Genomic DNA, 26,412 nt, shown 5'->3' on the forward strand with positions numbered 1-26,412 from the left:
GATAAAAATGAATCATCCCTTTGTTTCTGCCTTACTATTAGAAATAGCGCCCACATTAGGCATCCGGATAGAGCTTGAACCAGAATTCGGTTTTGTTGGCGAAATAATATTTCCTGATGGAAAGATACATTTATTCAAAAATAGAAATCTCAATCTTAACTCCTCTGCATCATCGAATATCGCTAACGATAAATCCTACACGAACTATTTTTTACGCAAAAAAGGGTTCAATGTACCGCAGGGGAAAACGTTCTTTTCGGAAAGATTAAATAAGAATTTGTATCAGGAAAACAGAAGGGGCATTGAAGAAGCCAGACAATTTGCCGAATCACTCGGACTTCCCGTTTTTGTCAAACCCAACGATCTTAGTCAGGGCGCGTGGGTAACCAAAGTCTATGATACTCCATCAATGGATGTAATCTGTAACCATATTTTTTCCTGTACGGATGTGTTGCTGGTAGAGCAAGTGTGTCCAGGTCGAGACTATCGGGTTGTTGTACTGGGCGAAACCATAATCTCGGCATATGAACGCATCCCACTGGCCGTTGCTGGTGATGGCATCCGAACTATCCAGCAGTTGTTGCTTGATGTGCAACATACTCTGCCTTTGCATGGACGCCCCAACAGCGAGATTGACCCTGATGATCCGCGTATTGATATCAAACTGGCTAATCTGGGTTTAAATCGAGAATCGGTTCTGCCTGCAGGGCAGAAAACATTTCTTCTGGATAATGCGAATCTCTCCACCGGCGGAACGTCGATGGATGTTACCGATAGCATCCATAAAAGTTTTGCGTCTTTGGCAATAGCTGCTACTGCGTCATTAGGACTATGTGTCGCTGGTGTGGATATCATATGCCATGATTTATGTACAGACGCAGCCACACAATCATGGAATATTATCGAAATCAATGCTGCACCGGGTTTAGATAATTATGCAGCATCGGGAGCAGAGCAACGGGAACGTGTGAAAGAGCTTTACAGGCGAATTCTGCTACAGCTCCAAAAAGGAAATACCATAACACAGTATTAATCGCATCAATAACAATCGAATTAAAACCTTAATCTCAAGACACCCCGTGATTAATCACGGGGTGTCTTCCTTTCATGCTTCAGAGTCGAAACCCGAATTATTTGGATGCGCCAAGCGTGAATAATTCTAACGCATTACTCAGTATTGCTTTCGTCAGTATTCCTTCCGCCCTAACCAGCGCTCTTTCAGAATACTGCCACGTATGCCTATATCCAGTAACGGACGTGGCGGAATAAAGTTAGGTTTTCCCAGCACCAGCATCTCGGCAATCAACGGATTATCGATACCGGTCGCCAAATCCGCCAGTGTGCTACCTGCAATGGTCTGCTTGGAAATGCCTGCACCGTTGCACCCTACTGCCGCATATAGATTATCACCATATTTTCCCCAGCCCGGCGCCCCATTACGGGTGACGCTAATCATGCCAGACCAGGTATGAGCGACCGGCACATCGTCCAGCTGTGGGAAGCGGGATAGAAAGATCGCCCGATGTTGCCGTGTAATCTCTGCGGTGTAGCGCGACGTGACAGTGTAACCCGGAACATAAATCACATGCTGACGAATCAGGAACCGGTGATCACGCGTGTAGCGCAGCGTCGCCCCCGCGATAGCATTAGCGGGCGTCATCCCCCACTCGTCAATCTGGCCAATGCGCTGTTGCTGTTCCGCTGTCAGTGGTTCGGTAAGGGTGGCAAACGTTGACAGCCCCACCACCTGACGGGAAAACATCGGCAGTTGCCGGGCACAACCGTTAGTCGCCACCATGACATGCCTTGCCTGCACCTCGCCGTAAGGCGTGCGAGCGCGAACTGTGTGACCCGGTTGGATCTCCAGCACCGGCGAACGCTCATACAACGTGACATTATCAGGCAGATTATCCGCCAACCCCCGCACCAACGCCGCCGGATTGAGCAACACGCTATTCGGCGTGTGAATCGCTGCATGGTAATAAGGCGTGCCCAGTTGCTGAGCCAATGCCTCTCCCTGCAATAACTGGTAGGGTTCTGACAACGCCTGCAATTCATGCGCGTACTGTTCCAGTAATCCTGCCAGTTCAGGTCGGACGATACAGTGATACTTGCCGCGACGACTCCAGTCACACCCGATATGATAACGCGCAATCAGCGATTCCAGTTGCTCCAGCCCGGCGTGCAACAAACGGCGATAATTAGCAGCTTTTTCCAGTTCCGCAGTCGAACTGCCGATATTATGCGGCAAATCGATGGCAAAACCGGAATTGCGCGCAGACGCGCTGTCATCCAGCTCAACGGCATCCAGCACCACCACGTGTTCATGCGGACGGTTTTCCGCTATCCGGCGAGCAAACGCCAGCCCGGCATATCCTGCGCCAATCACCAGCCAATCAGCGGCAATCGTCTGGCGCAGCGCCGGTGTTGCCTCTCGTGGCGGCAACATCGCCGACCAGCCGTTACTATTGGCATCCAGTGGTAGTGCGTTGATATTCAATTTATTCTTCCTGATACAGATATATTGTCCGACAGCGGCCCGGTTTCCTAATGCTGTCAAAGAAAAATCGGGCTGTATCACACAGCCCGAATAAATGAGAAAAGGAGACTACGGCGTCGGCAGGATAGCTTTCGTTTCGCCACCAAACCCGCGTAGCCCCACCACATGCACGTGCTCGTGGTTCTGGAACACTTTTCGCACCAGCTTGTAGGTGGTGCCTTTCTCCGGGCTGATGTTCTCCGGCGCGGCGATAATCAGCTGCATTTCCAGCCGTTCGCACAGCTCGAACAAGGTGGCGATGGATTTGGCGTCAAGGCGCGCCGCTTCGTCGAGAAACAGCAGACGGCATGGTGAGATATCCTTGCCACGCAAACGACGCGACTCCTCTTCCCAGCTCTGAACCACCATCACCAGAATCGACATCCCGGTACCGATAGCCTCACCCGTGGACAACGCCCCGCTCTCGGCGCGCAGCCAGCCGTCAGCACCACGGTTGACTTCCACTTCCATCTCCAGATAGTTGCGGTAGTCCAGCAGCTCTTCACCGATAGTCTGCGGCGTGCGTTGTCCCATGTCGATCTGTGGGTTAAGGCGCTGATACAGCTTCGCCAGCGCTTCAGAGAAGGTCAGGCGAGTGCTGTTGAACAGATCCTGATGCATCTCCTGCTGCTCAGACAACACAGTCAGCAGCGTGGTGTGAGTTTCGCGTACATTAACATTTAGCCGCACGCTCTTAACCTGACCAAACGCCACCGACTGTAGCCCCTGGTTGAGCATACGGATACGGTTCTGCTCGCGCTGAATGGTCTTGCGGATGATGTTCGCCACGCTGCGGGAACTGATCGCCAGCGTCTTCTCACGGGCAGTCAACTCTTCGGTCAGCCGGTTCAGCTCGATCTCCATCTGCTCGATGGCTTCCACCGGGTCATCGGTGCGAATAATATCCTGACGGATACGCTCGCGCAGATGCTGATACACCGCGATGTAGAACTGGACTTTGCGCTCTGGTCGTTTCGGATCTTCCGACATGCGCAGCACGTCGCGCAGGTGTTCGTTGTCCGCCACCGCCTGACGCAACGCTCCCAATGCCTTATCCGACATCGAGCGCAGTTCATCGCCACTCATGTACGCCAGCTCACGACGATGCAGACGGCGTTCAACGCCATTGTCTTTCACCAGCCGCATTACCGCGCACCAGCCCGCCTTGGCGGTAACCACCTGTTCACGCATCACATGGTAGTCGCGCTCCAGTTTGCGCAATTTCTTCTGCAAGCTATCCATTTCCGCTTCACAGAAAGTGATCTGTTTCTCCAGTTGATTGCGCCGGGCGCGGTTGGCGCTCAGGGCGGCGTGCAGCTCATCACGACGCGTCCGGGCGCGGGCTTCAGCGTCAGCATCGGCACGCACGCCGATATCCGACAGTTCCTGCGTCAGCTCTTTGAGCATGTCGCATTTGGCGTCGTAAGAACTTTTCAGCGATGCCTGCAACTGGCTGTACTGGGTCAGTTGCACCTGCTGCTGTCGCAGTTGTTCGCGGGCACGGGTACGTTCCTGCTCTGCCTGTTCCAGCCGCTGACGCAGTTTATCGTTGAGATCGGCATTGGCGTTCAACATGCCTGCCGAGTCGGTGTAGCTGAAATGGGCGCGGCGCTGCACCACCTCGGTCAGGGCGAATGCCTGCTGTTTGGCAGCACGCTGGGCTGCCTGCGCTTGCGCATAATCTTCACGCATCTGCTCGTGTTGTTGCGGATCGTTCTGCAACACCGACGCCAACGGCTCCAGTTTCACCAGCGACGCTCCGTGCTGCTGCATGAAACGAGCCGCCTCTTCGGCTTCATCCAGTTCTTCGCGCAGTTCTTCCACCCGATCAGCCAATGCATCGTCACACAACAGGCTGATGCGCGGAATCAGGCGGTTGAGCATACCGGCCTGCTCTTTCGCTTGCTCATACTGCTGGCGCTGCTGCTGATTTTCGTTATCGAAATTGCTGATGGCGCGTTCCAGCTCGCCGCGACGAGTGCTGATCTGGCGAATTTCCGCTTCCGGATCAGCGTCAAATGCCACCGCTAAATGGCTGCCGATAAAGCGGCTGAACGCCTGATGCAGGCGCTGAATCTTCTGTACATCAAACGATAGCGTGGCGTATTGCTCAGACAGTTGCTCACGCTCTTCACGCAAACTCTCCAGACGCTGCTCACGGGCGGCCCGGCCAAACAACGGCACCTCCGGGAAACGTGAGTAGCGCCACTGCCGATCAGCGATTTTCACTACCACCGCTTTTTCCAGCTCTTCCACCTCGAACACGCTGTCGTCGAACGATTGCGGATCGCCCTCAATTAGGTAGAGGTCTTCCGGGCAATCGTCCAGACCAGCCAGTTGTTCACGCACCAGCGACAAATCCGCCACCACAATGGCGTGACGTGACGGGCCGTATAACGCGGAGAAGTACGGTGCGTCATCCAGCGTGACATCATCATAGATTTCAGATAACAACACCCCGCCAAACCGCTCCACCAGCGCATTAAGCCTAGGGTCTTCGGAGCCGCCCGGCTGACTGAGGCGCTCAATCTGCTCATCCACCTGCTGCTTACGCACCGCCACACTGTCGCGCTCCACCGTGGTTTCACGCTCACGCTCCAGCAGTTGCTGCATGAATTCGGTGACCTGTTGGCTATCAGCAAAATTTTCGCCGCTCTGTTCACCTAGCTGGGTCAGGGCTTCCTGCGCTGCCAGCCATACCGGTGCACGGGTGGTCAACTGTGCGATTCGTTGCTGGATCTGTTCCAGCTCCTGACGCAGCGCCAGACGGTGCTCACCAGCCTCCGACACACGGACGGATAAATCCTCGATACGCGCTTCCAGCTCCTGTTGCAGCTCGTCTAGGTCTTCCGGCTGATAATCCTGACCGCTGCGCTTGATGAATTCCTGCAACAAACGCTCGGCGTCTTGTTGTTCGCGCCGACGCTGTTCCAGTTCCGACAACCGCATACGCAGCGGTTGCACCTGTTCAGCCAGATAGCGTTGGGAAGAACTGTCGCGCAACAGATCACGGGCAACGTCCCAGGCTTCACTGCGGCTGACAGCACCGGCAATGCGACACACCAACTGATAAGCCTGCTCGAACTGACTATTGGCGGCATCTGCCACGCTCAGCTTTTGCTCCAGCATCAGCAGCAATTCTGTCGCTTCCTGCTCTTTGGCCTGGAAGCTATCAAGCCACTCATCGGCGTTATCCGCCGTCAGTTCAGGTACCTGGCACAAGCTGCGAGCGCGCTCCAGCGCTTGTTGTGCCTGCTGGTACTGAATCGCACGCGTTTGCTGCACATCCAGCGCCTGCTGGTAATCGGCCAGTTGGCTCTTCAGCTCGTCTACTTCCTGCTCGGCGGCATCAGCACGGGCTTCATTCTCTTCGAGTTGATCGCGCGCTTCTTCCACCACCTCATTTTGTTCTTCCAGCCGGTAGCTCAGCTCTTCCAGGTCAGCGTTGTAACGCTCGATTTTCTCCTGCTGGCGCATCGCGGTCTGCACCAGATTGAGGTGATCGCTGGCGGCCTGATAATCGGTTTCCAGATCACTTTCAGCACCGCTCTGCTCTTGCAGTTCGCGCGCCATTTCCACATGGCGAGTCTGCTCGGTGATCAACTGTTTGCGGCTGGCAAACAATTCGCGTCGCAACGACAGCGCACCATCCAGATGGATGCGTCGCTCATTGGCGTGACGCATGTAATCCGCTGCCACATAAGACGTCGCTTCGGAAATCAGGTGTTTGAACAGGTCGCGGTCCGACTGGGTAACGCGAATCGCTTCCAGCGTCATGCGGTTTTCACGCAGCGCCGCTTCCATATCCTGAAAGGCTTTGCGCACCCCGCTGTTTTCCGGCAACAGATAATCGCGCAGCGAGCGGGTAATCGCGCTGGAAATCCCGCCGTACAGCGAGGCTTCGATCAAGCGGTAGAACTTGCTGCGGTCCGATGCCGAACGCAGGCGTCTGGGCACCACGCCCAGATCAAACATCAGCGAATGGTAATCGGTGATGGAATTGAACTGCTTGAACTGAACGCCTTCGTACTCATCGAGCCTGTCTTTCACTTCCTGCAACGACAGTACGCGTGCCTGCCGCTCACCCACCGTCTGAGTGAGAATTTGCGTCGGCGAGACAGCGACAGGCAACCCCTGAATGGTAAAGGGTTTGATATCGACCTTGCGGTCACGCCCAGCGACCTGCTGCAAGCGAACCCCAACCAGCACGCGCTGATGACGGGAGTTCACCACGTCCAGCACCGAGTAACACACACCAGCGCGCAGCTTGCCGTGCAACCCTTTGTCGCGGGAACCGCTGGTCGCGCCCGCTTCCGTGGTATTACGGAAATGCAGCAACGTCAAATCCGGGATCAGCGCAGTAATAAACGCCGCCATGGTAGTGGATTTCCCGGCGCCGTTGCCCCCGGACAAGGTAGTGACCAGTTCGTCCAAATCAAAGGTGCGGGCAAAGAAACCGTTCCAGTTAACCAGCGTCAGTGAGCGAAATTTACCGCGTTCAATCATTCCTGTTCATCCTCAGCTCGTTGCTCATCACTGGAAGGGGTATCGCTGTCATCGCTATCATCCAGTGACAGGCTGCCATCCACCGGCATGGCTTCGCCATCACGGATCATTCTCAGTTGCGCTTCGCGCGGATCATCGCCGCTGCGCACATCAGCGCCGAAACGGAACACCGCCTCGGTAATGCGGAATTTGCTGCTGTCTGCCCCCATGAAATAGATCATGCCGAGACGGCGCAGCCGGTTAAGCGAGGTGCGAACTTTCTCCTGCAATTTCTGCCGGTCAAGGTCCGAGCCGGTAGAGCGCTGGTTCACCAGCTTCAGCAGTTTATTTTCGTCCGCCAGACTCAGCAGTTCCTCATACAGCTCCTGTTGGCTGAAAATACCCTCATGCGCCAGTCGTTCAGGGCTGAGATAGAGATAACAGAGGATTTTACCCACCATCATGTCCAGTTCGGACAACACCGAACGCGGGATAAGCGTAGTGGAGCGCGGTCTTAGGTAGAAAAAACCTTCCGGCGCACGAATCAGCTCCACATTGTAACGACCGTAGAACTGTTCCAGTTCATCCTGAAAATCCATCAGGAAGACATGATTCTCCAGCTCTTCCACGCCAATGTGACGCCCGGCGCGCAACTGGCTGTCCAGCGCCGGAAATAAGGTGTTGGACAGCGCGGTCATCAGCCGGGCGGAAATGTGTTGATCAATATTTGTCGATGACATGGGCCTGCACCTTGGCTCCGTAATCATTGATTGCCTGCCACAGCGCAGGCAATCCGGTGAAATCAGCTTCGGCCACGCCCAGGCGAACCGCCTGGTCGACCACGATTCGGGCAACATCGAAATGCTGCGAGCGCGGATACTGCGTCAGGTATTCCCGCACCACGTCGCCCAAATTAAGCGGTATGTGTTGCTGTTTGTATTTCTGCAGTGCCTGCTCAATCATAGCGGCGATCTGCTCACGAATTTCACTGAAGGCCTCGTACTCCAGATCCGGCGGCAACTCGCCGGTGACCTCTTCAGAACGCAACGCCAGCTCTTCATCGCGCATATCCAGCAGGCGATCAGCATTCGCGTAGGTCAACGCCCATGGCGCATCGAAATAGCTTTGTACCGACTGACGCAACCGCTGGGCAAATACGCGATTCTTATCCATATCGATGGCGGTACGGATGAATTTGTGTACGTGGCGGTCATAGCCGATCCACAAGTCGATACTCTGCTGACCCCAGCTAATGATGCGGTCGAGTTTGCCTTGCAGGTCAAATACCAGATTATCGACAAACTCCAGCGCCGCCTGACCGAGCGTAGCATCCTGAATGCGCAACAGACTGGTTTGTAGCTTGTCGCCTGCCGCTTCCAGCGTGTCCTGCAATTCACGCAGGGTATCGGACGTTTCGGTCAGTAACTTTTCACAGTTGGAAATTGCCGCACGCCAGTCCTGATTGAGCAGCCCGGCGATATTCTCTTTCACCCCTTGCTGCTGCTCATCCATCACCCGCTGCGACAGGTCGATACTGTCGAAAATTTCCGCTACCGAATACTTGAGCGGCGCAAACACGTTGCGGTGCCAGTGGAACTCGTCGCCACCTTCTTGCGCGGCTTCCGCCGCGCGCCCCAATTCCTGCGCCACGATTGATAACTGCATCGACAGGCGCAGCGCGGAGAACTCACGCTGGCGAATGTAATAGTCGGTAATGCCGATACCCAGCGGCGTCAAACGGTAAATCGCGTTGCCGTCCGCCAGTTCGCTGGTAAAACGGTTGATCAAACGCTGGCGCACCAAATCATTGATTGCATTATTGGCGCGCACCGGAATGGTTTCATTGGTTTGTTCAAAGCCCTTACTAACATGACGAAAGGCGTCCACCAGTTCCCCTTCGCTCATTTCGCCGTCCATACGCTCGCCATTCAGGGTGGCGATAGCCAGCAAAAACGCCAGACGCTCGGTAGGCAGCGTAATGGCGAAGTCATTTTTTCTCGCCCAGGCAACCAGTTCGGGTACGGTCTGGGAAAAGTCACTCATAATGCATCCTTCATAGGGGGCTTATTCGCCATGACATGCTTGTGCGCCATAACATGAATGTAACGCCCCAGGCTAACAAAGGGCTCCTGCCGACAATACCGCTGTTCCAGCGCCAGCAGCAGGTCAAAATCGTCAATCTGTTGTTGCTTGTTTTGCAGATAGTCATGAAATACCCGGATACCGGTTTTACCGCTCAGTTGCAGCCCCAACTCAGCCAGCCACTGATAGACCTGCGGTGGGTCAAGTGGGTGATCCGGCGACAGCGAGCGGCGTTTGCGTTTGGGCATACCGGCGTCCACATAGCCGAAATTGCCCAGCACCATATTACGCATCACCAACGCCTGATGATTGTAAAACATCAGCGACAGCGCGCCGCCCGGCGCCAGACAATCGCTCAACGCTCGCAACGCCGCTTGTGGCTCCGCTACCCACTCCAGCACAGCGTGGAACAGAACCAGATCCACCGGCTGCGACAAATGTGCGCCCACATCCTGTGCAGCGCAGCGCACGAAGCGCATGTTATCAGCCACGCCCTGCTCACCCGCCGCCTCACGGGCGCGCGCAATCATCTCATCAGAGAGATCGCACAACAACACCTGATGCCCCAACGCGGCCAAACGGCGGGACATCGGCCCTTCGCCGCCGCCCGCATCCAGAATGCGCAAAGGTCGTGCTGGCAGGCATGTCAGCAGGGTTTCCAGATCCTGCCACAATACCGCCTGACGCAGCCGACCCTTGGTGGTGCCATAAATGTTTCGGGCAAATTTGTCAGCGATATCGTTAAAATTACGATCCTGCATTCCACGGTTCTGCATGATGGGCAATGGCACTACCTAAGCAACTGGTTTTTCTTTGAACCTGACATTCTGTCACAGGCTGGCCTAGAATAAATGGGTCTGAATACCTAATTTCGCCCGTATGGCGCTTTTTCACTCAAAAGGGACGCTATTTTATGCTGTTTGCCGTTAAAAAATACATCGGTAGTCTATTGTTGCCACTGCCGTTGTTGATGCTGGTCATGGGGCTTGCCCTCGCCTTGCTATGGTTTTCCCGTTGGCAAAAAACCGCCCGGATACTACTCACCGCAGGCTGGCTGGCACTATTGCTGCTGAGCTTGCAACCGGTGGCCGACAAGCTGTTATTGCCGCTGGAATCCCGTTATCCCACCTGGACGCCGGATTTCCCCAAAGTGAATTACATCGTGGTGTTGGGCGGTGGTTACACCTTTAACCCGGACTGGCCTCCCAGCGCCAACCTTATCAACAATAGTCTGGCTCGCGTCACCGAAGGCATCAGGCTATGGCGCGCTAATCCCGGCGCTAAATTGATCTTTACCGGCGCAGCCGCGCAGGGTAACCCCGTGACCAGTGCCAGCACCTCTGCACGTGTCGCTGAAAGTCTGGGCGTTCCGCCGCAGGATATCCTGCTGGTGGATCAGGCCCACGACACCGAAGAAGAAGCCGCCGGAACCGAGGCGTTAATCGGCAAACAACCTTTCCTGCTGGTCACCTCCGCCAACCATCTGCCACGTGCCATCCGTTTTTTCCAGGCGCGCGGACTGCACCCGATTCCTGTCCCCGCCAATCAGTTGGCTATCACGTCACCACTGAATCCATGGGAACGGGTATTCCCCTCCGCGCTCTATCTGTCGCACAGCGAGCGGGCCTGGTATGAAGGATTAGGCTTGATCTGGCAACAAATGAAAGGAATTACTCCGGCGCCGGAATCCTGATAGCTGCACGCGGGTGACAAAGTCACCCGCATCATTGGTTATTCCAGCCAAGGCAATAATTCACGGGTCGCAGCGTCAAACAACGGGCGATCCAACTGACCCGTATGAATGTAGCGGGAAACCGCCGCCCACAGGATATACAGCCAGCGACGGCAGACAAAAGATTCCGCCAGCGGAGCTTGCTTCAGGTAATGATAAAGCAGCTGTTCCGGCATCCCCGACTCTTCACATAACCGAAACAGATCGTACTCACGTGGTGCCCACAACATCATGCCGGGATTGATCATCGCCAGCAATTGATCGCTGCGTGGATCTTTCAACATGCTGCGTAGGGTCAGGTTACCGTGCACCAATACGCAATTGTCATCGAAATCGTCAAACAGCGCCGGCAAGCTCTGCCGGGATCGGTACAGCACGGTTCTATCCTGCTGGGTCAACTGCGCGGCGTTGACATTCATCAGTGTGGCCCACAGCACTTCCAGCCGCTGGCGATACCAGTTCGGCCAGTTGTTCTCCTGCATACTGTCCACTGTACCGACACAGCCGTGGCTGTCGATCCGATGCCAGGCCAGCATGTTTTCAACAATCTGGTCCATCAACAGTGTCCAGCGTTGAGGCGAACGGGACGGCGCTTCTACCGACACGCCACGCAAACGTTCGATAAGCAACAATTCCTTGTAAGGCGCCTGATTGGTCATCACTATTCCATAGACCGTGGGCAGCCTGACTTCTCCCTCACGAGACAGCATGGTCAGCTTATAGGCCTCTTGCGCGGCAACCCCCTGACAAATATAACTTTTCGCCAGCAACGGCATGGCGTTACCTGCGTGATCATACAAGGCATACAAATGCGCATAGGGCTGTTCACTGATACGTTCAAGACGGCTGAGCGATTCTCCCAGCACCGTACTTAACTCAGTTTTTAATAGTTCCATCGGCGGCGGCTCTCGCTGTTGCAGGCACACTTATCTGCTTATCATGCGAGCAGTACACAACAATTTCCCCAATACAGATCAAAGAAAACGGGATATGCAACCTCGCATAAGCCAACGAAACAGGCAGTAAGCATCAACAGGATGTTTCCAGCGCGATAGCACTCCGTCACTGGCGGCAAAATGCCCGCAAAAGCAGGCATCGTTACGTCATGCAAGTGGTTTTTCGATGAATCGGCGAATACGATTATTTACGTTCGAACGCCCCCAGATCCGGTGCAGCCCCTTCATAGGCGATATTCACATCGACACCTTTGTCGATCATCCAGCTGTCTGACGCCAAACGCAGGTTCTTCAGCACCGGCAAGCTGCCATCTGGCTGACGCGCCGCATCCCAGCCTGTCGTCGATACACTCTGGAACTCCGCATCGGAAATCACATTGCTGAAGTTCCAGGAGTTGTAGCGCATATTAGCGCCATCGGTATAGGACAGCGATTGTGATCGGGCTGCATAAGAAATGTTGTTACGCAGCGTACCCAAGGCTATCGTGTTACCGTTCGCATCAATGCCCCGCATATTGTAGTTGACGGCGTTATTGAACGACGTGTTGTTGAAGAAATCATTCGCCACCGGATGGTGATTGGCGTAGAACCCCGCCGCTTTGTTCAGGAATGCCACCGAATTACGCACAATATGCTTCGGCGCATTGCTCACATATTTTGCCCCGTATCCACCGGCCTTGAAGCCGTTACCGTTGCCAGCGGGCAGTGATGTAGTCGTGCCAGGCAGGTACCCCTGAGACCAGGCCCACGAGTTTTCAATAGTCACCGATGAATAGGCATTGATCAGGTCAAAACCGTCATCCGAGTTAGACCAGGCTCGGCAACCACTGAAAATATTGCCCGGCATATTGGCGGCAATATGCGCGCCAAAGCCATCACCACTCTGTCCGGCACCGTTAGACGTCAGTGGATCATAGTTATGGTGCGAATCGGTATTAAGGACGGTGTTATAGGCGCCATTTTGTAAAAATAACCCGGCCCCCATAATATGGTGGATATTGAGCTGTTCGAACTGATTGTTACTACCTTTGATCCACACCCCCCAGGATTCATGATTTTTATTGTTGTTTTGCGGTACCCCGGTTATTTCCAATCCTTTAAGGGTTATCCAGTCAGCGACGACGTTAAATCCTTTAACGCGACAGTCATCCGTCATCTGGCTAAAATCAAACACCGGGGTTTCACCGGTATAGGCGACATATTCAATACGTTTGCCGGAGATACCACTCTTATTGAGCGTAATCGCATTTACGATATCTGTCTGGCTGGCGCAGCTATTAAGCCCAGCGGTAAAGGTGTAGGTGCCGCCGCGAACCCATAACCGATCACCCGGAGAAAGCGTCTGTTGTGCTCGGCCAAAGGATTTCCAGGGGGCACTTTTACTGCCATTGGCAGTATCGCTGCCATTTGGCGCCAGATAATATTCCGCCGCCAGAGTTTGTGCGGCAGTCCCAGTCAGTACGCATCCCATGATTATGGGTAAAAATTTTTTATTCATTTTCATTGTTACACCAGCCTTAAGTAAAAAAAATCAATACATTCATCATTCTGGGATGAATGCTATCCGATAATAAGCCATGCTCAATAATTGTGCATCCAGGCCATCGGTTTTTATCATTCCCACCTCTTTTCATTATTCTTGCCAAGAATAAAAACCGTCTCTATCAGACGCCGGGTTTATTAATTATACAGCGGCATGAATGGTCTGCCATCACGTCAGGCAAAGCAGGTAAACGAGGCAAGTGGCAGACAATCGCCTGATTACGTTGAACGGCTGGTACTAATAACAGCAATTTGTGGGATAAAAAAAGCGCATGTGCTGACAACACATGCGCTTACGAGACGGTGTACCGGAACTGACGTCAGTTTACAGCCATCACTGCAATAACCCGTGCCAGATCCTCAGGTGTGTCCACCCCGACGCTCGGCACCTCTTTAGCTACCGCCACATGGATCTTCTCGCCATACCAGAGTACGCGCAGTTGCTCCAGCATCTCAATTTTCTCCAGTTGGCTGGGAGCCCAACCGACATATCGCCGAATAAATCCGGCACGGTAGGCATAGATACCGATATGCCGCAGGAAATGATCGCCAATCGTATTTTTTGACTCGGCAAACCGGTCTCTCTCCCACGGAATGGTAGCGCGAGAAAAGTACAGTGCGTAGCCTTCCGCATCCGTCACCACTTTTACCGCATTCGGATTGAATGCCTCCTCACACGAGGTAATCGGTACTGCCAGCGTGGCCATACCGGCGCGACTACCTGCCAGATTCTCCGCCACCTGACGGATGATCACTGGCGGAATCAACGGCTCATCACCCTGCACATTAACGATAATCTCATCATCAGCAAAACCATAACGGTCAATCACTTCGGCAAGACGTTCGGTGCCGGAATTGTGATCCGGACTGGTTAAACAGACTTCACCCCCTGCCAGTTCAATCGCACGGGCAACATCAGCGTGATCGGTTGCCACCACTACGCGGCTGGCGCCAGACTCACGGGCGCGCTCCATCACATGCACCACCATCGGTTTGCCATGGATATCCGCCAACGGTTTGGCCGGTAACCGAGTGGATGCATATCGGGCGGGAATAATTGCAGTAAACGTCATTGTGCGATCTCATCCGACGTCAGCGTACGCGCTTCATTTTCCAGCAAGACAGGAATGCCGTCCCGCACTGGGTAAGCCAGTCCTTCGGTTTTACAAATCAGTTCCTGCTTTTCTTTGTCAAAAATCAACCGCCCGTTACACACCGGGCAAGCCACGATTTCAAGCAAACGATGATCCATGCTTCCTCCCATCAAGAAGCGATTGTCAAAAATAGCCGGTCACCCGGTTTTGGCCTGGCGCGACACGCAATGCGCATCAATCAAACACGTTAAACGCTGTAACAACAGTGCCGACTCCGGCGCTGACAATACCGCGTCAACCGGCAGATACCACCAATTGGCCTGCGCAAAGGCACGGCATTTCACCGCATCTTTTTCCGTCATGATTAAGGGCTGTTGGTCATTGGTAGTCAGTGTCTGCAACTCTTCCGGTTGCCAGTGTTGATGATCGGCAAACGAGACTTCACGTACCAAGGTGCACCCCAACGCTTTCAGGGTAGCAAAGAAGCGTGGCGGATGACCGATCCCCGCCATAGCAACCAACGGAGGCAATGCTGATACCGCACGACGTTCTCCGGTCATCAGATTAACTGCTTCACCCGCTGTAAGTTGCATAGCGATTTCACCGTTTTTCGCCTCGCCGCCATTTACAATCACAGCCGCAACCGAACGCAGGCGCGAAGCCCGTTCCCGCATTGGCCCAGCTGGTAGCCACCAGCCATTGCCAAAACGACGAACGCCATCCACCACCACCAGTTCCATATCCCGGTCCAGCGCGTAATGCTGCAAACCATCATCGGTCACGATCACATCCAGCGGCTGATACGCCAGTAATGCTTCGACTGCATCACGTCGCCTGGGTGCCACAGCCACGGGCGCACCGGTGCGCTGATAAATCAGCACCGGCTCATCACCAGCCTGAGCGGTAGACACCTCATCGGTCACTCGTAATGGATACTGCTCCGCTTTACCGCCATAACCACGCGATACCACGCCGACACGATAGCCCCGCTGTTGCAATTGCTCCACCAGCCAGATAACCACCGGTGTTTTACCATTGCCGCCCGCAGTCAGGTTTCCCACCACCACCACGGGTACAGGCGCACGCCATACCTTACGCCAGCCATAACGATAACTCAGCCGGACAAGATTGCTAATCAGTCCATAGAGCAACGACAGTGGCAACAACAGCCAGTACAGCGGGGAACGTCCCGACCAGATGCGCTCAATCATGCGCCAAACTGCAGTTTGTGTAGCTGAGCATAGGCTCCGTTTCGGGCCAGAAGCTCAACATGCTGACCACGCTCGATGATCTGCCCATCCTCAACCACCAGAATTTCATCCGCATTCTCAATCGTGGACAACCGATGTGCAATCACCAATGCAGTACGATTTTTCTGCAATTCATCCAGTGCCGCCTGAATGGCGCGTTCCGATTCGGTATCCAGTGCTGAAGTCGCTTCATCCAGCACTAAAATCGGACAATCTCGCAGCAGTGCTCTGGCAATGGCGATACGTTGACGTTGACCGCCGGACAGCAATACGCCGTTCTCGCCGATCACCGTATCCAAGCCCTGTTCCAGTTTGTCGATAAAATCCATCGCATGAGCCATTCTGGCTGCTCGTTCAATATCCTCACGGCTGTAACGATCACCACAGGCATAGGCGATATTGTTGGCGATGGTATCGTTGAACAGGTGCACATTCTGCGACACCAACGCAACCTGACTACGTAACGACGGCAGCGTGTAGTCACGCAAATCATTTCCATCCAGCAGAATTTCACCGGACTGGATATCGTAAAAACGGGTGATGAGATTCGCAATAGTGGACTTGCCTGAACCGGAACGGCCCACCAATGCCACCGTTTTCCCCGGCGGAATATGCAGGCTGATATTTCTCAGCGCCAGTGTTTCTTTACCCGGATAAGCGAATTTGACATCACGGAATTCGATATCGCCCCTGGCCTGTTCCAGTACGCGCGTGCCGGTATCTTTTTCCTGTTCCATATCCAGAATGGTAAACAGCGTTTGGCAAGCTGCCATACCGCGCTGGAATTGGGCATTAACGTTGGTGAGAGACTTTAGTGGGCGCATCAGGGTAAACATAGACGAGAACACCACTGTGATGGTGCCAGCGGTCAGGGTTTCCATCACCGACGGAAAGCTAGCGGCGTACAACACGAACGCCAACGCCAGTGATGCAATAAACTGGACTACCGGATCAGAAATAGAGGACGCAGAAACCATCTTCATGCCCTGCTGACGCATACGATTACTCACCGCATCAAAGCGTTCCACTTCTACTTCCTGTCCACCGAAAATCAGTACTTCTTTGTGCCCTTTCAGCATCTGTTCAGCACTGGTGGTTACCTGCCCCATGGTGTTCTGCATGTTTTTACTGATACTGCGAAAACGCCGGGACACGACCCGCATACTGTAGGAGACAATTGGCGCTATCAACACCAAAATCAACGACAACTGCCAGCTGTACCAAAACATCAGTACGAACAGGCCAATGATGGATGCGCCTTCGCGCACGACAGTAACCAACGCGTTTGACGACGACGCAGCCACCTGCTCGGAGTCATACGTAATGCGGGATAACAAAGTACCGGTAGACTGCTGGTCAAAGAAGGAAACCGGCATCCCCATTATGTGGCTGAACAGACGACGACGCATGTTCATCACGACTTTGCCTGACACCCAGGCCACACAATAACTGGAAATATAACTGGAGATACCACGAACAACCATCAATCCGATAATAGCCAGCGGCATCCACACCAGCACACCGCGGTCAGCCTTGCCAAATCCGTCATCCAGCAGCGGCTTGAGCAGAGATAGCATCAGCGTATCGCCGGCAGCATTAATCACTAATGCCACCGCCGCCACTGCCAACCCGGCTTTGTAAGGAGAGATCATCGGCCATAGGCGACGAAACGTCTGCCATGTGGAGAGATCTTTATCATTAATCATTCAATAAACCTGAGCCCTTGATAAATAGCCGTCTATTATTACTCATTATCCCGCTTAGCGCCAAACCACTGATGATACCAGCGAGGTGATATTTCACCGCGGTAGCGCAACATTTCTATCCCTTCGTCGAAAAAACGCACACTTAATTGCCCACTGCTGGCAGTATCGTGCCAGTGATAACCCAGTTGCCGGTAGCGCCGCACCACATTCACTGCCGGCAAACGCCACGGATTGTAGCGGGAATTAGACGACAGCACCGCCTGAGCCCCCACAGCCCGCAAAAACGGTGGTGACGACGACGTGGTGCTGCCATGATGCGGCACTTGCAGAACATCCGCCGCCAGCATATCGCGCTGAGTACGCAGCAATATCGCTTCATCCTCCTGCTCCAGATCGCCCGTCAGCAACACCCGATAACGGCCATCATCTACCCGCACCACGCAGGAATCGTGATTACCGGCTTCGCGAACCCGCAACGGTGGCCAAATGACACTAAACGTCAATCCTTGCCAGCGCCACTGCTCCCCTTGTATGCAAGGGTGATGGCCCGGCTCAAGCAATGGGCTGAATATCGGTATATGCAAAAGCGCACGCTGTAATGCTTCCAGCCCACCGCTGTGATCCAGATGACTGTGACTGAGAATGATGCCCTCAAGTTGCAATCTTCGCCATTTAAGATAAGGCAGGATTTCATGCTCGGCGATGTTGCCGCCGTCCCAGCCAGGACCGGTATCATACAGCCAGGCTTTACCTTGTCGTTCAATCACCACCGCCAACCCATGGCCCACATCCAACATATCCACTCGCCACAACGGCGCTGGCGGCTTGGGACGCAATGTCATTATGAGTACCAATGCAATCAGACTGAACGGATAAGTTCGCCACCATGCAAAGCGCCAGATAATTACCGCCAGCCACCCTGCCAAACTGTAAGGTACAATATCCTCCCCCAGCGATAGCCAGCCAGGCGGCATAGCCTGCAACGGCAGGAAAACCAGTGCCAGTGATCGATCCGCCAACCACCAGATACCCTGCGCTATTACCGGGATGGACATCAGCGGTAATGCCAGCAGAATCAGTGGCGTTGTAACGAAAGACACCAACGGCACCGCCCACAAGTTGGCTGGCAATGAAATCAGGCTAACACCATGAAATAACAGTACCTGCAACGGCATCAACAGTAGTATTACGCCTGTCTGCACATGTAACCCGCGCAGCCATGCCCACCGCCAGGCGTGCTGGAACCTTGGCGGAAGTGGTGCCCACTGATACCAAAAAATCAGTGCAGCAACCGCCAGTGCAGAAAGCCAGAAACTATCCGATAACACGCTCAGCGGATCGCTGACCAAAATCAGCGCCACACACCACAACCATACCTGCCACGATGACACCGAAAGTCCACGTAGTCTTAGTAGCGTCCAGCATGACAATGCCAGCGCAGCCCTTACCGCCGGTGGATTTCCTCCAGCCAACCAGACGTACCCCCACGCGCAGCACAAACCGCACCATAAAGGCGTACGATGCTCAACCCAATGGACAGGCAGCAGATACTGCGCTGCACGTACGCTACACCAGCCAAACAAGGACGCCAGAATAATATGCAGCCCTGATATCGCCATCAGGTGCATGATCCCGGTCTGCCGCAGCATGTCGAGGATTTCATCCTCTACACCCCCCATTTCTCCAACAGCCAATGCCAATATAATTGACCGCCATGTCAACGACAGGGTCTGTTGTTCCATTACCTGGATCAGACGCTGGCGCAAACCGCATTCCGCTGTCAGTACCTGCGCAGACAATATTTTCCCGGTCAGCGGTTGCGCTTTAGCAAGTGCCCAGCGCTGGCGATCAAAACCGCCTTCGTTCAACCGGCTGTGTACTGGACGCAGCCGTAACCGAACGCTCCACTGCTGCCCGCCGCACCAGTTTTCCATCTGCGGCGGCACATCCAGCTTTGCATAGAGCGGAGGGAACACCCAATGCCCGTCTATCTGCCACAAACGCACCACAACCTGCTCGGCATTCGTCTGTGCAAATCGGACACTACTGACACTGACCTTTGCCGTTAACGGCTGCTGGGTAAGCTGTTCCACCTGATTCAGTATCACCCGACCACTGTATAAGCTCCAGATCACCCCAAGCACCACCAGTCCGAGCGGATAAAAACGTGTCTTAAGCAGCCACAGCGCGGGCACTCCCCATACCAGCAGACGCTTGTCCGGCAAATTTGGCACTATCAGCAACAGCAACGGGCCAGCCATTAATGTCACTGCCAGTTGGTTCAATGAAATTCTGATGGTTTGTCCCTTCCATTTATCGCCGAAATTTCGACGCTCATCCTGTCTGGAACGCAGTGTGCCCTTCTATGACGCTCATCGAAAATCAAGAGTGACAACGTCGGAACCTGCTATACAAAAAACCGCAACGATTGCAATCCATTGCAACCACAATGCGAGGCATTATGAGCACGATAAACGTCTACCAGCGCTCGTCTTGACAGTGGTACAGTCATCGATACCCAGGTGCATGGACTTCCTACAATCAATGCTGAAATACTGGATAAAGGCGAGACAGGCAGCACATGGCGCAACTGTATGTAAGGGGAAAAATGCACTAACACCGGAAATAGTGATGAGCCAGTCATAGGCTGAGCGGTCCGGACCTTTCCCGCTGCAGTAAGTATCAGGGCCGGAAACCGGCCCTGCGCGTCAGTGAGATTACTTCGCTTCTACCGGCGGCTTAATCTCACCCATTTCTTTGATTTTGCGCGACAGTTCTCGGCGTTCTTTCGACAGTTCCGCGTTTTTGATGATGTATTCATCGACGCGATCTTCATAGTCACTGCGCATGTTGGCAATAATATTCTGGATGTCTTCAATCGACATGCCTGGCTTAATGTACTCGCTCAGGTTATCCAGCAGCAGTACACGCTTCTGATTATCGCGGATTTTCTTTTCATTATCCGTAATTTCACGCTGCAGCTTATTTTTACGACGGAACATACGCACGAATTCCAGCACATCCTGGAAACATGGCTTAGTGTTACCCTTCTCCATTTTTCTACCCTTACTTAACGATCAAGATTCGTCATGCGGAAATCGCCCTGCATTAACCATACAGGTTAGTCACTATCATCGACAAGGTAGTTTTCCCTCCTTACCGATACAATCGTTGCCTTTATGTGCACCCTATCACTCTCGCGTGCTGATTGCACCTGACTCGATTCAACACCGCTGAGCATCGCATCTGTTAGCTTCAGTCAGTCGGCAGGATGGTTTACCATGATGGCTTTAGGGTATCCGTCACCGTTTTACTGAAAAAGTGATACGTTACCCGTAAACTGTCGAGCCGTTTCGGATAATGCTTACGTCGGGCAAAACCGGCGGTGACAAACACGCCTCGCAGCGGTATGAGTGATTTCCCAGCGCTTGCCGACCTCAGGCTGAACAGAGAGAAACCGTGCAAAAGCAACACACCGAACCCACTTTTTTTGTCCATGATTATGAAACCTTTGGCAAACACCCTGCCAAAGATCGCCCCGCGCAGTTCGCTGGTGTCCGCACCGATTTGGATTTTAACGTGATTGGTGAGCCGGTAGTGATCTACTGTCAACCAACCGATGATTATCTGCCCGACCCGGAAGCCGTGATGATTACCGGCATCACACCACAGGTCGCGCAAAGTCGGGGGATGCGCGAAGCAGAATTCGCCCACCATATCCATGAGGCGTTCAGTGTGCCGGGCACCTGCATCATGGGATATAACAATATTCGCTTTGATGATGAAGTCAGTCGCAATCTGTTTTACCGTAACTTCTTCGATCCTTATGCTTATAGCTGGCAAAACGGTAATTCACGTTGGGATTTGTTGGACATGCTGCGAGCGTGCTATGCCCTGCGTCCTGACGGCATTATCTGGCCGGAAAACGACGACGGTTTCCCAAGCTTCAGGCTGGAACATTTGACTCATGCCAATGGCGTTGAACATGCTCAGGCGCATGATGCCATGTCCGATGTCTACGCCACCATCGCTATGGCGCGTCTGCTCAAACAGGCGCAGCCAAAACTGTTCGACTATCTCTATCAGTTGCGTAACAAGAACAAAGTCAGCGCGCTAATCGATATCCCACAAATGAAGCCACTGGTACATGTTTCCGGCATGTTTGGTGCCGCACGGGGCAATACCAGTTGGATTGTGCCGCTGGCCTGGCATCCGGAAAACCGCAACGCAGTTATTGTCTGCGATCTGGCGGGAGATATTCAGCCATTACTGTCGCTGGATGCGGATGAGCTGCGCACCCGGCTTTATACCCGCCGTGACTTACTGGCGGAAGATGAATCCCCCGTACCTATCAAACTGGTGCATATCAATAAATGTCCGGTTCTGGCACCAGCCAGTACGTTACGGCCACAAGACGCGGAGCGATTGGGTATCGACCGTCAGCATTGCCTGAACAATCTGCAATTGCTGCGCCAGCATGGCAATGTCCGGGAGAAAGTCGTAGCACTGTTTGCCGATGCGCCGCCGTTTGAGGCTGCGACGGATGTCGATCTGCAGTTATACGATGGGTTTTTCAGCGATGCTGACCGCTCAGCAATGACCATCATCCGTAAAACCGATGCCCAGCATCTTCCTGCATTGAACCTTCAGTTTGCTGACAAGCGTGTAGAAGAACTGCTATTTCGTTACCGTGCTCGCAATTTCCCCGGTACGCTGGATGAGCAAGAGCAGCAGCGCTGGCTGACACATCGTCGGGAGGCGTTTACCACCGAGCGAGTACAAGAATACTTCGATGCGTTAAATCGACTCTATCAGCAACACGATGGGGATGAAAAGAAAACTGCTCTGCTGAAGGCACTGTTTACCTACGCACAGCAACTGCTGGCCTGATGTCAGCATTGAATGCCATTGCACCGCACTACCATTACACAAAAAAACAGGCTCCCAGAGGAGCCTGTCAGCATTAGTTCAGAGAATTACGCCAGATCTTCGTTGTACTGCGGCACTGGTTGCCTGAAACTACGCGTCACAAATGCCAGATAGAGCAGACCAATTCCCGCCCATACCAACCCTAGCGTCATTGAGGTACTTTCCAGATTCAACCACAGCGCCCCTACCGTCATTGCTCCCATTACCGGTAAAATGAGGTAGTTTAGTGTGTCCTTCAGCGTCCTGTTTCGGCGTTCCCGAATATAGAACTGGGAAATAACCGACAGATTCACAAAAGTAAACGCCACCAGCGCCCCGAAGTTGATCAACGCCGTTGCAGTAACCAACTCGAACGAAATAGCAGATAATGCAATAGCACCAACCAGCACCACGTTTAGCGCAGGCGTCCGCCAGCGAGGGTGTATATAGCCGAAGAAACGCTCTGGAAATACACCGTCACGCCCCATCACATACATCAGGCGCGATACACCCGCATGAGCTGCCATTCCAGAAGCCAGTACAGTCACGCAGGAGAAAATCAGAATACCGAACTGAAACGTTTTACCTGCCACGTACAGCATGATTTCAGGCTGTGAAGCATCCGGATGCTGAAAACGCGAGATATCAGGGAAGTAGAGCTGCAGAAAGTAAGACACCACGACAAAAATCACGCCACCGAGCAACGCCGTCAGGAAAATGGCTTTCGGGATAACACGGCCTGCATCCTTGGTTTCTTCAGACAACGAGCTGATGCCATCAAACCCAAGGAATGAAAAGCATAAAATAGTCGCACCGGTAATCATTGGGACGACATGCGCATTATCAGACCAGAACGGGCGGCTACTCACCAGCGTACCGGCACCTTCGCCCTGAGATACACCGTAAATCACCATCCCGGTGATGACTACCATCACAGCAACCTGCAGCACCACGATCAGACTGTTGAAATTAGCGACGGTTTTGATACCACGCAGGTTGAACAGCGTCATGAATCCCACCAGCAATACCACAAAGATCCATGATGGAATACTGGGGATCAGGGTTTCAAAATATATTTTCGCCAGCAGGATATTGATCATCGGCATAAACAGGTAGTCCAGCAATGACGACCACCCCACCATAAAACCAATCGTCGGGCTAATGGCTTTCTGCGCATAGGTATAAGCTGAGCCTGCCGACGGGAAACGGCGTACCAGCTTACCGTAGCTAAGTGCGGTAAACAGAATGGCGATCAGCGCGAACGCATACGCCGTAGCGACATGTCCATCAGTCAGACCAGAAACGATGCCAAAGGTATCGAATAACGTCATCGGCTGCATATAAGCCAGCCCCATCATCACAACCGGGACCAATGTCAAGGTTTTGTGCAATTGCACGCGCGGCGCAGAAATAGTGGAATCAGTTGTCATGACGTAACCCCCCGCTACCGACAGCAACCATCAACCATGAATCCGCCGTAAGTGATAATGTAGTACGGCGATGTTTCAGGTAATCGGAAATGGACGGGCGAACAATATCGCCGTAACCGAGGTGAGCGTGAGCAGCAAATATGCCGCCCGATACAAAGCCAGCCAGAGTGGCGTCTTTGTTGCTGCGTTTGCAGCACCAGCCGGCGGGCACCGGCTCAAAAACAACTGATTGCCCCATTGTCTCTCTCTATTAACTTTGCGCAGCCCACGCTGCGTGTTTACTGATATCTATCCGGAGCTATCAACAGCACCGGCCTCTCGATGAAATACAAAAAAATAACCGACGCGATAACTAAGCGTCGGTTTTCAGGGCGCATATTTTGCCCCAGTCAATAATCAGAAACAATAGCTACGAAACCAATCGTGTGTGACTTACACGGTTCCGTCTTCTCTGACGTCCATCAAACAACTCAGCGCAGGCGTTTACGTTTTTCGTTCTGGTCCAATTCCAGCTCAGTAATCACCTGCTGTAACCCACGCTCTTGTGCAGCATTCAGCCTTGGAAACTTGAAACTCAGACGCTCAATCTGTTTTACATGGCCTTTACTATCAACGACTTTCGTTGTGGTATGGTTGATGAACTCCAGATCCAGACAGAACTGCCCGTAACTAGCGAGATCGACATCAATATTTTTCAGCACCATGCCGGGTTCAAACAGACTGATCATGGTTTGATCGTCGGTGTACATGCATAGACCACCCAGCGATAAATCCTTCAGGTTAAATTCAAAATACGTGTTGTCAGGTAATTCCCCCCGGCAAATCATTGGCGGCCATGCAGGAGAGTTGATACGGAAAAAATTACGGCGCTGAATATAGTACAACACGTCAGGCACAGTTGCGCAGAATGCAGGCAAATCGTCATGTTCAACTATACGGCTAATCGTGGAACGAAATTCAACCTTGGCACCAGCCGTTTCTGCCGCAAACTCAAGTTCACCCGCAAATAGCGCCCGACTGTTTTCACGCTCCAGCGCACCAAGGTCAAACAGAAACTCTCCCTCGTCCGAATCAACCTCAAGGATCTTACTGATAAACTGACCGTGTGTGTGATACACCATTATTGTGGCGTCTTGCTTTTGCAGTCCGCGCAATGTGGAGCAAATAGCCATTTTATTACGCCTGGCGTACTGTTCTTTCATATTGTCATCCACTACATCCATCCCCACCGTCAATTGAATGGTTAATCCGTTATTATTCAGTGTCCCAGAACCCCCCTGGATACGACTTGGCACTAGTATCGACATTGAAGCCATCAACTTTAGCGCTTTATCAATTCATTAGCTTAAACACTGCACACACAGAATATCCGGCATACAGAAAGCCTCGCCAATGCGAGGCAAACACTTATGAAAAAATAGGGGGGACTGTCAGCCAATAATAGACGAGGTTCAGACCGCAGGATAGTGCGAAAGTAGCCACGTCAGTGCTAGCAGGTCGGCACTACCGCCAGGGCTGATATTCCGCTCGACCAGCGCGTGGTTCATCTCCTGTAAGCCCCGATGCGTCACACCGTCAGACAATAACGCTAGTGCATATGCTTGTACAAACGCCAATCCATCTATACCGCCGCGGGATACCACATTGGTATCGGGATTGTGGGCCATCAACACGACCAGTGCTTGCAACAAAGCCGATTCCTCGTCTTTTCCCTGCGCTCGTGCGCCAAGGTAAGCAGGCAGGGCGTACTGTCGTGCGGTAGCGAACCCACTGGCAGCTTCACCACGCGCTCCTGTCAAACCATGGCGGCGAAACAGATGCTCTCCCGCTGTCGCCGTATGCTGGCTATTTTCCAGTTCATCGCGCACCAAATCGGCACTCATCTGAGCCACACACTGGCACAGGCTATCCTGTGTCAAACGATGTCGACGCCCAGCCAACCAACCTGCTGCGCTACACAGCAGTCCAAAGGCAAAAATCCCCCCCTTGTGGGTATTCACGCCGCCTGTCGCTGCCAGCATGGCCTGTTCAGCCGCAATACCTATTGGCCGCACCTGCGACAATAACTGGGTTATCGGTAGCACGCTATGTGCCACACCGGCTTCGGTAAAACGAGAAAACCACGGGGTCAGTGCAGCAATGCTAGCCTGAAACAACGGCACATCCATATCGTGATGCGCGCCGTTATTATCCCTATCCACCAGACCGGGTTTTGGCGTCAGCATCACTTCTACCGTTAAGGCGGTCACCACACGATGGTGAATATCAGGTAAGGCCACCAGCGCACTGGTGGCATCGGGAAATTGCATAGTCAGAAATGGAGAAACAACAACCGATTCAGTGTGCGTCAAACCAGCCATGGAGGATACTCTCGATTTTTTCAATCACGTCAGGTAACGCATGGCGGCGCGAACGCGCGCAGACATGCGCTGATTCCTCACAGAGTATACACCGACGATGATCGTGCGCCAGCAACGTTCTGCTTATCGAGCCTTCCTGTGGGCAAAATACGTCAAAATCCCACAACCGGCCCAGCGGATGCTGCTCTTCCAGCGCAATCGCCGCCGCCTTCACGCTCAGCGCATCCTTGCTCATCACCCAGAACGCTTCCGCTCCCGTCTCCTGCCAGGTCACCTCCCGCTCCAGCACCGGCCAGCCGCGGGCCACACACAGCGCATCAAACGCCCC

General features: G+C 53.3%; 21 protein-coding genes. 3 read left to right on the forward strand and 18 right to left on the reverse strand.

Features of this window, described 5'->3' with window-relative positions; genetic code table 11:
• Nucleotides 1-1,033, forward strand: a 1,033-nt coding sequence (locus tag Dpoa2040_RS10635; protein ID WP_246867286.1) for a hypothetical protein, incomplete at its 5' end; no start/stop codon positions are given.
• A gap of 153 nt (nucleotides 1,034-1,186) precedes the next feature.
• On the opposite strand, the gene Dpoa2040_RS10640 is transcribed toward Dpoa2040_RS10635, so the two are convergent.
• From Dpoa2040_RS10640 to cmoM, 5 genes are all read right to left on the reverse strand, one after another.
• Nucleotides 1,187-2,500, reverse strand: a complete 1,314-nt coding sequence (locus Dpoa2040_RS10640) for an FAD-binding oxidoreductase (protein WP_168641222.1) — start codon at nucleotides 2,498-2,500, stop codon at nucleotides 1,187-1,189.
• Between the two features lie 108 nt (nucleotides 2,501-2,608).
• A complete protein-coding gene (gene mukB / locus Dpoa2040_RS10645) occupies nucleotides 2,609-7,045 on the reverse strand; it encodes a chromosome partition protein MukB (protein ID WP_168641223.1) in 4,437 nt (1,478 codons plus the stop codon).
• Nucleotides 7,042-7,764, reverse strand: a complete 723-nt coding sequence (gene mukE, locus Dpoa2040_RS10650; RefSeq protein WP_042870303.1) for a chromosome partition protein MukE — start codon at nucleotides 7,762-7,764, stop codon at nucleotides 7,042-7,044. Before mukE ends, mukB begins: the two co-directional genes overlap by 4 nt.
• Nucleotides 7,745-9,067 (reverse strand): chromosome partition protein MukF, encoded by a 1,323-nt coding sequence (gene mukF, locus Dpoa2040_RS10655; RefSeq protein ID WP_042870301.1) that lies wholly within the window; start codon nucleotides 9,065-9,067, stop codon nucleotides 7,745-7,747. The genes mukE and mukF overlap by 20 nt, the downstream gene beginning before the upstream one ends.
• The gene (gene cmoM, locus Dpoa2040_RS10660) at nucleotides 9,064-9,867 is read right to left on the reverse strand and encodes a tRNA uridine 5-oxyacetic acid(34) methyltransferase CmoM (protein ID WP_168641224.1); all 804 of its coding nucleotides are present in this window, start codon (nucleotides 9,865-9,867) and stop codon (nucleotides 9,064-9,066) included. The genes mukF and cmoM overlap by 4 nt, the downstream gene beginning before the upstream one ends.
• 152 nt (nucleotides 9,868-10,019) lie before the next feature.
• Between cmoM and elyC the strand changes: the two genes are divergently transcribed.
• Nucleotides 10,020-10,799: an envelope biogenesis factor ElyC gene (elyC, locus tag Dpoa2040_RS10665; RefSeq protein ID WP_168641225.1), complete on the forward strand. Its 780-nt coding sequence runs from the start codon at nucleotides 10,020-10,022 to the stop codon at nucleotides 10,797-10,799.
• A gap of 38 nt (nucleotides 10,800-10,837) precedes the next feature.
• Here the strand turns inward: elyC and Dpoa2040_RS10670 are convergent, their stop codons facing one another.
• The 8 genes from Dpoa2040_RS10670 to Dpoa2040_RS10705 all read right to left on the reverse strand — a co-directional run bounded on the left by Dpoa2040_RS10670 (nucleotide 10,838) and on the right by Dpoa2040_RS10705 (nucleotide 20,442).
• A complete protein-coding gene (locus Dpoa2040_RS10670) occupies nucleotides 10,838-11,734 on the reverse strand; it encodes a YcbJ family phosphotransferase (RefSeq protein WP_042870296.1) in 897 nt (298 codons plus the stop codon).
• A 244-nt stretch (nucleotides 11,735-11,978) separates the two neighbouring features.
• The gene (pelN, locus tag Dpoa2040_RS10675; RefSeq protein ID WP_168641226.1) at nucleotides 11,979-13,298 is read right to left on the reverse strand and encodes a pectate lyase PelN; all 1,320 of its coding nucleotides are present in this window, start codon (nucleotides 13,296-13,298) and stop codon (nucleotides 11,979-11,981) included.
• A gap of 358 nt (nucleotides 13,299-13,656) precedes the next feature.
• On the reverse strand, nucleotides 13,657-14,409 hold the full coding sequence (gene kdsB, locus Dpoa2040_RS10680) for a 3-deoxy-manno-octulosonate cytidylyltransferase (RefSeq protein ID WP_168641227.1): 753 nt from the start codon (nucleotides 14,407-14,409) through the stop codon (nucleotides 13,657-13,659).
• Nucleotides 14,406-14,588, reverse strand: coding sequence for a Trm112 family protein (locus tag Dpoa2040_RS10685; RefSeq protein WP_168641228.1), 183 nt, complete (start codon nucleotides 14,586-14,588; stop codon nucleotides 14,406-14,408). Before Dpoa2040_RS10685 ends, kdsB begins: the two co-directional genes overlap by 4 nt.
• Nucleotides 14,589-14,627: 39 nt before the next feature.
• Entirely contained in the window at nucleotides 14,628-15,641 is a 1,014-nt protein-coding gene (gene lpxK / locus Dpoa2040_RS10690; protein ID WP_168641229.1) for a tetraacyldisaccharide 4'-kinase, read from the reverse strand.
• Nucleotides 15,638-17,386 (reverse strand): lipid A ABC transporter ATP-binding protein/permease MsbA, encoded by a 1,749-nt coding sequence (gene msbA / locus Dpoa2040_RS10695; RefSeq protein WP_168641230.1) that lies wholly within the window; start codon nucleotides 17,384-17,386, stop codon nucleotides 15,638-15,640. Before msbA ends, lpxK begins: the two co-directional genes overlap by 4 nt.
• 38 nt (nucleotides 17,387-17,424) lie before the next feature.
• A complete protein-coding gene (locus tag Dpoa2040_RS10700) occupies nucleotides 17,425-19,677 on the reverse strand; it encodes a ComEC family protein (RefSeq protein ID WP_168641233.1) in 2,253 nt (750 codons plus the stop codon).
• A 426-nt stretch (nucleotides 19,678-20,103) separates the two neighbouring features.
• The gene (locus tag Dpoa2040_RS10705; protein WP_012770019.1) at nucleotides 20,104-20,442 is read right to left on the reverse strand and encodes a DUF496 family protein; all 339 of its coding nucleotides are present in this window, start codon (nucleotides 20,440-20,442) and stop codon (nucleotides 20,104-20,106) included.
• Between the two features lie 403 nt (nucleotides 20,443-20,845).
• Between Dpoa2040_RS10705 and sbcB the strand changes: the two genes are divergently transcribed.
• Nucleotides 20,846-22,276 (forward strand): exodeoxyribonuclease I, encoded by a 1,431-nt coding sequence (gene sbcB, locus Dpoa2040_RS10710; protein ID WP_042870282.1) that lies wholly within the window; start codon nucleotides 20,846-20,848, stop codon nucleotides 22,274-22,276.
• Between the two features lie 86 nt (nucleotides 22,277-22,362).
• Here sbcB and Dpoa2040_RS10715 read toward each other — a convergent pair whose 3' ends face one another.
• From Dpoa2040_RS10715 to citX, 5 genes are all read right to left on the reverse strand, one after another.
• Nucleotides 22,363-23,724, reverse strand: a complete 1,362-nt coding sequence (locus Dpoa2040_RS10715) for an APC family permease (protein WP_042870280.1) — start codon at nucleotides 23,722-23,724, stop codon at nucleotides 22,363-22,365.
• Nucleotides 23,714-23,962: a hypothetical protein gene (locus Dpoa2040_RS10720; protein ID WP_042870278.1), complete on the reverse strand. Its 249-nt coding sequence runs from the start codon at nucleotides 23,960-23,962 to the stop codon at nucleotides 23,714-23,716. The genes Dpoa2040_RS10715 and Dpoa2040_RS10720 overlap by 11 nt, the downstream gene beginning before the upstream one ends.
• Nucleotides 23,963-24,194: 232 nt before the next feature.
• The gene (locus tag Dpoa2040_RS10725) at nucleotides 24,195-24,947 is read right to left on the reverse strand and encodes a flagellar brake protein (RefSeq protein WP_042870277.1); all 753 of its coding nucleotides are present in this window, start codon (nucleotides 24,945-24,947) and stop codon (nucleotides 24,195-24,197) included.
• Nucleotides 24,948-25,175: 228 nt separating this feature from the next.
• Entirely contained in the window at nucleotides 25,176-26,084 is a 909-nt protein-coding gene (citG, locus tag Dpoa2040_RS10730; RefSeq protein ID WP_042870276.1) for a triphosphoribosyl-dephospho-CoA synthase CitG, read from the reverse strand.
• The coding region (gene citX, locus Dpoa2040_RS10735) for a citrate lyase holo-[acyl-carrier protein] synthase (protein ID WP_168641231.1) at nucleotides 26,062-26,412 on the reverse strand (351 nt) is incomplete at its 5' end. The genes citX and citG, both read right to left, overlap by 23 nt.

Origin of the sequence: Dickeya sp. CFBP 2040 (assembly GCF_012273755.1) — a bacterium.
Taxonomy (GTDB): domain Bacteria; phylum Pseudomonadota; class Gammaproteobacteria; order Enterobacterales; family Enterobacteriaceae; genus Dickeya; species Dickeya poaceiphila.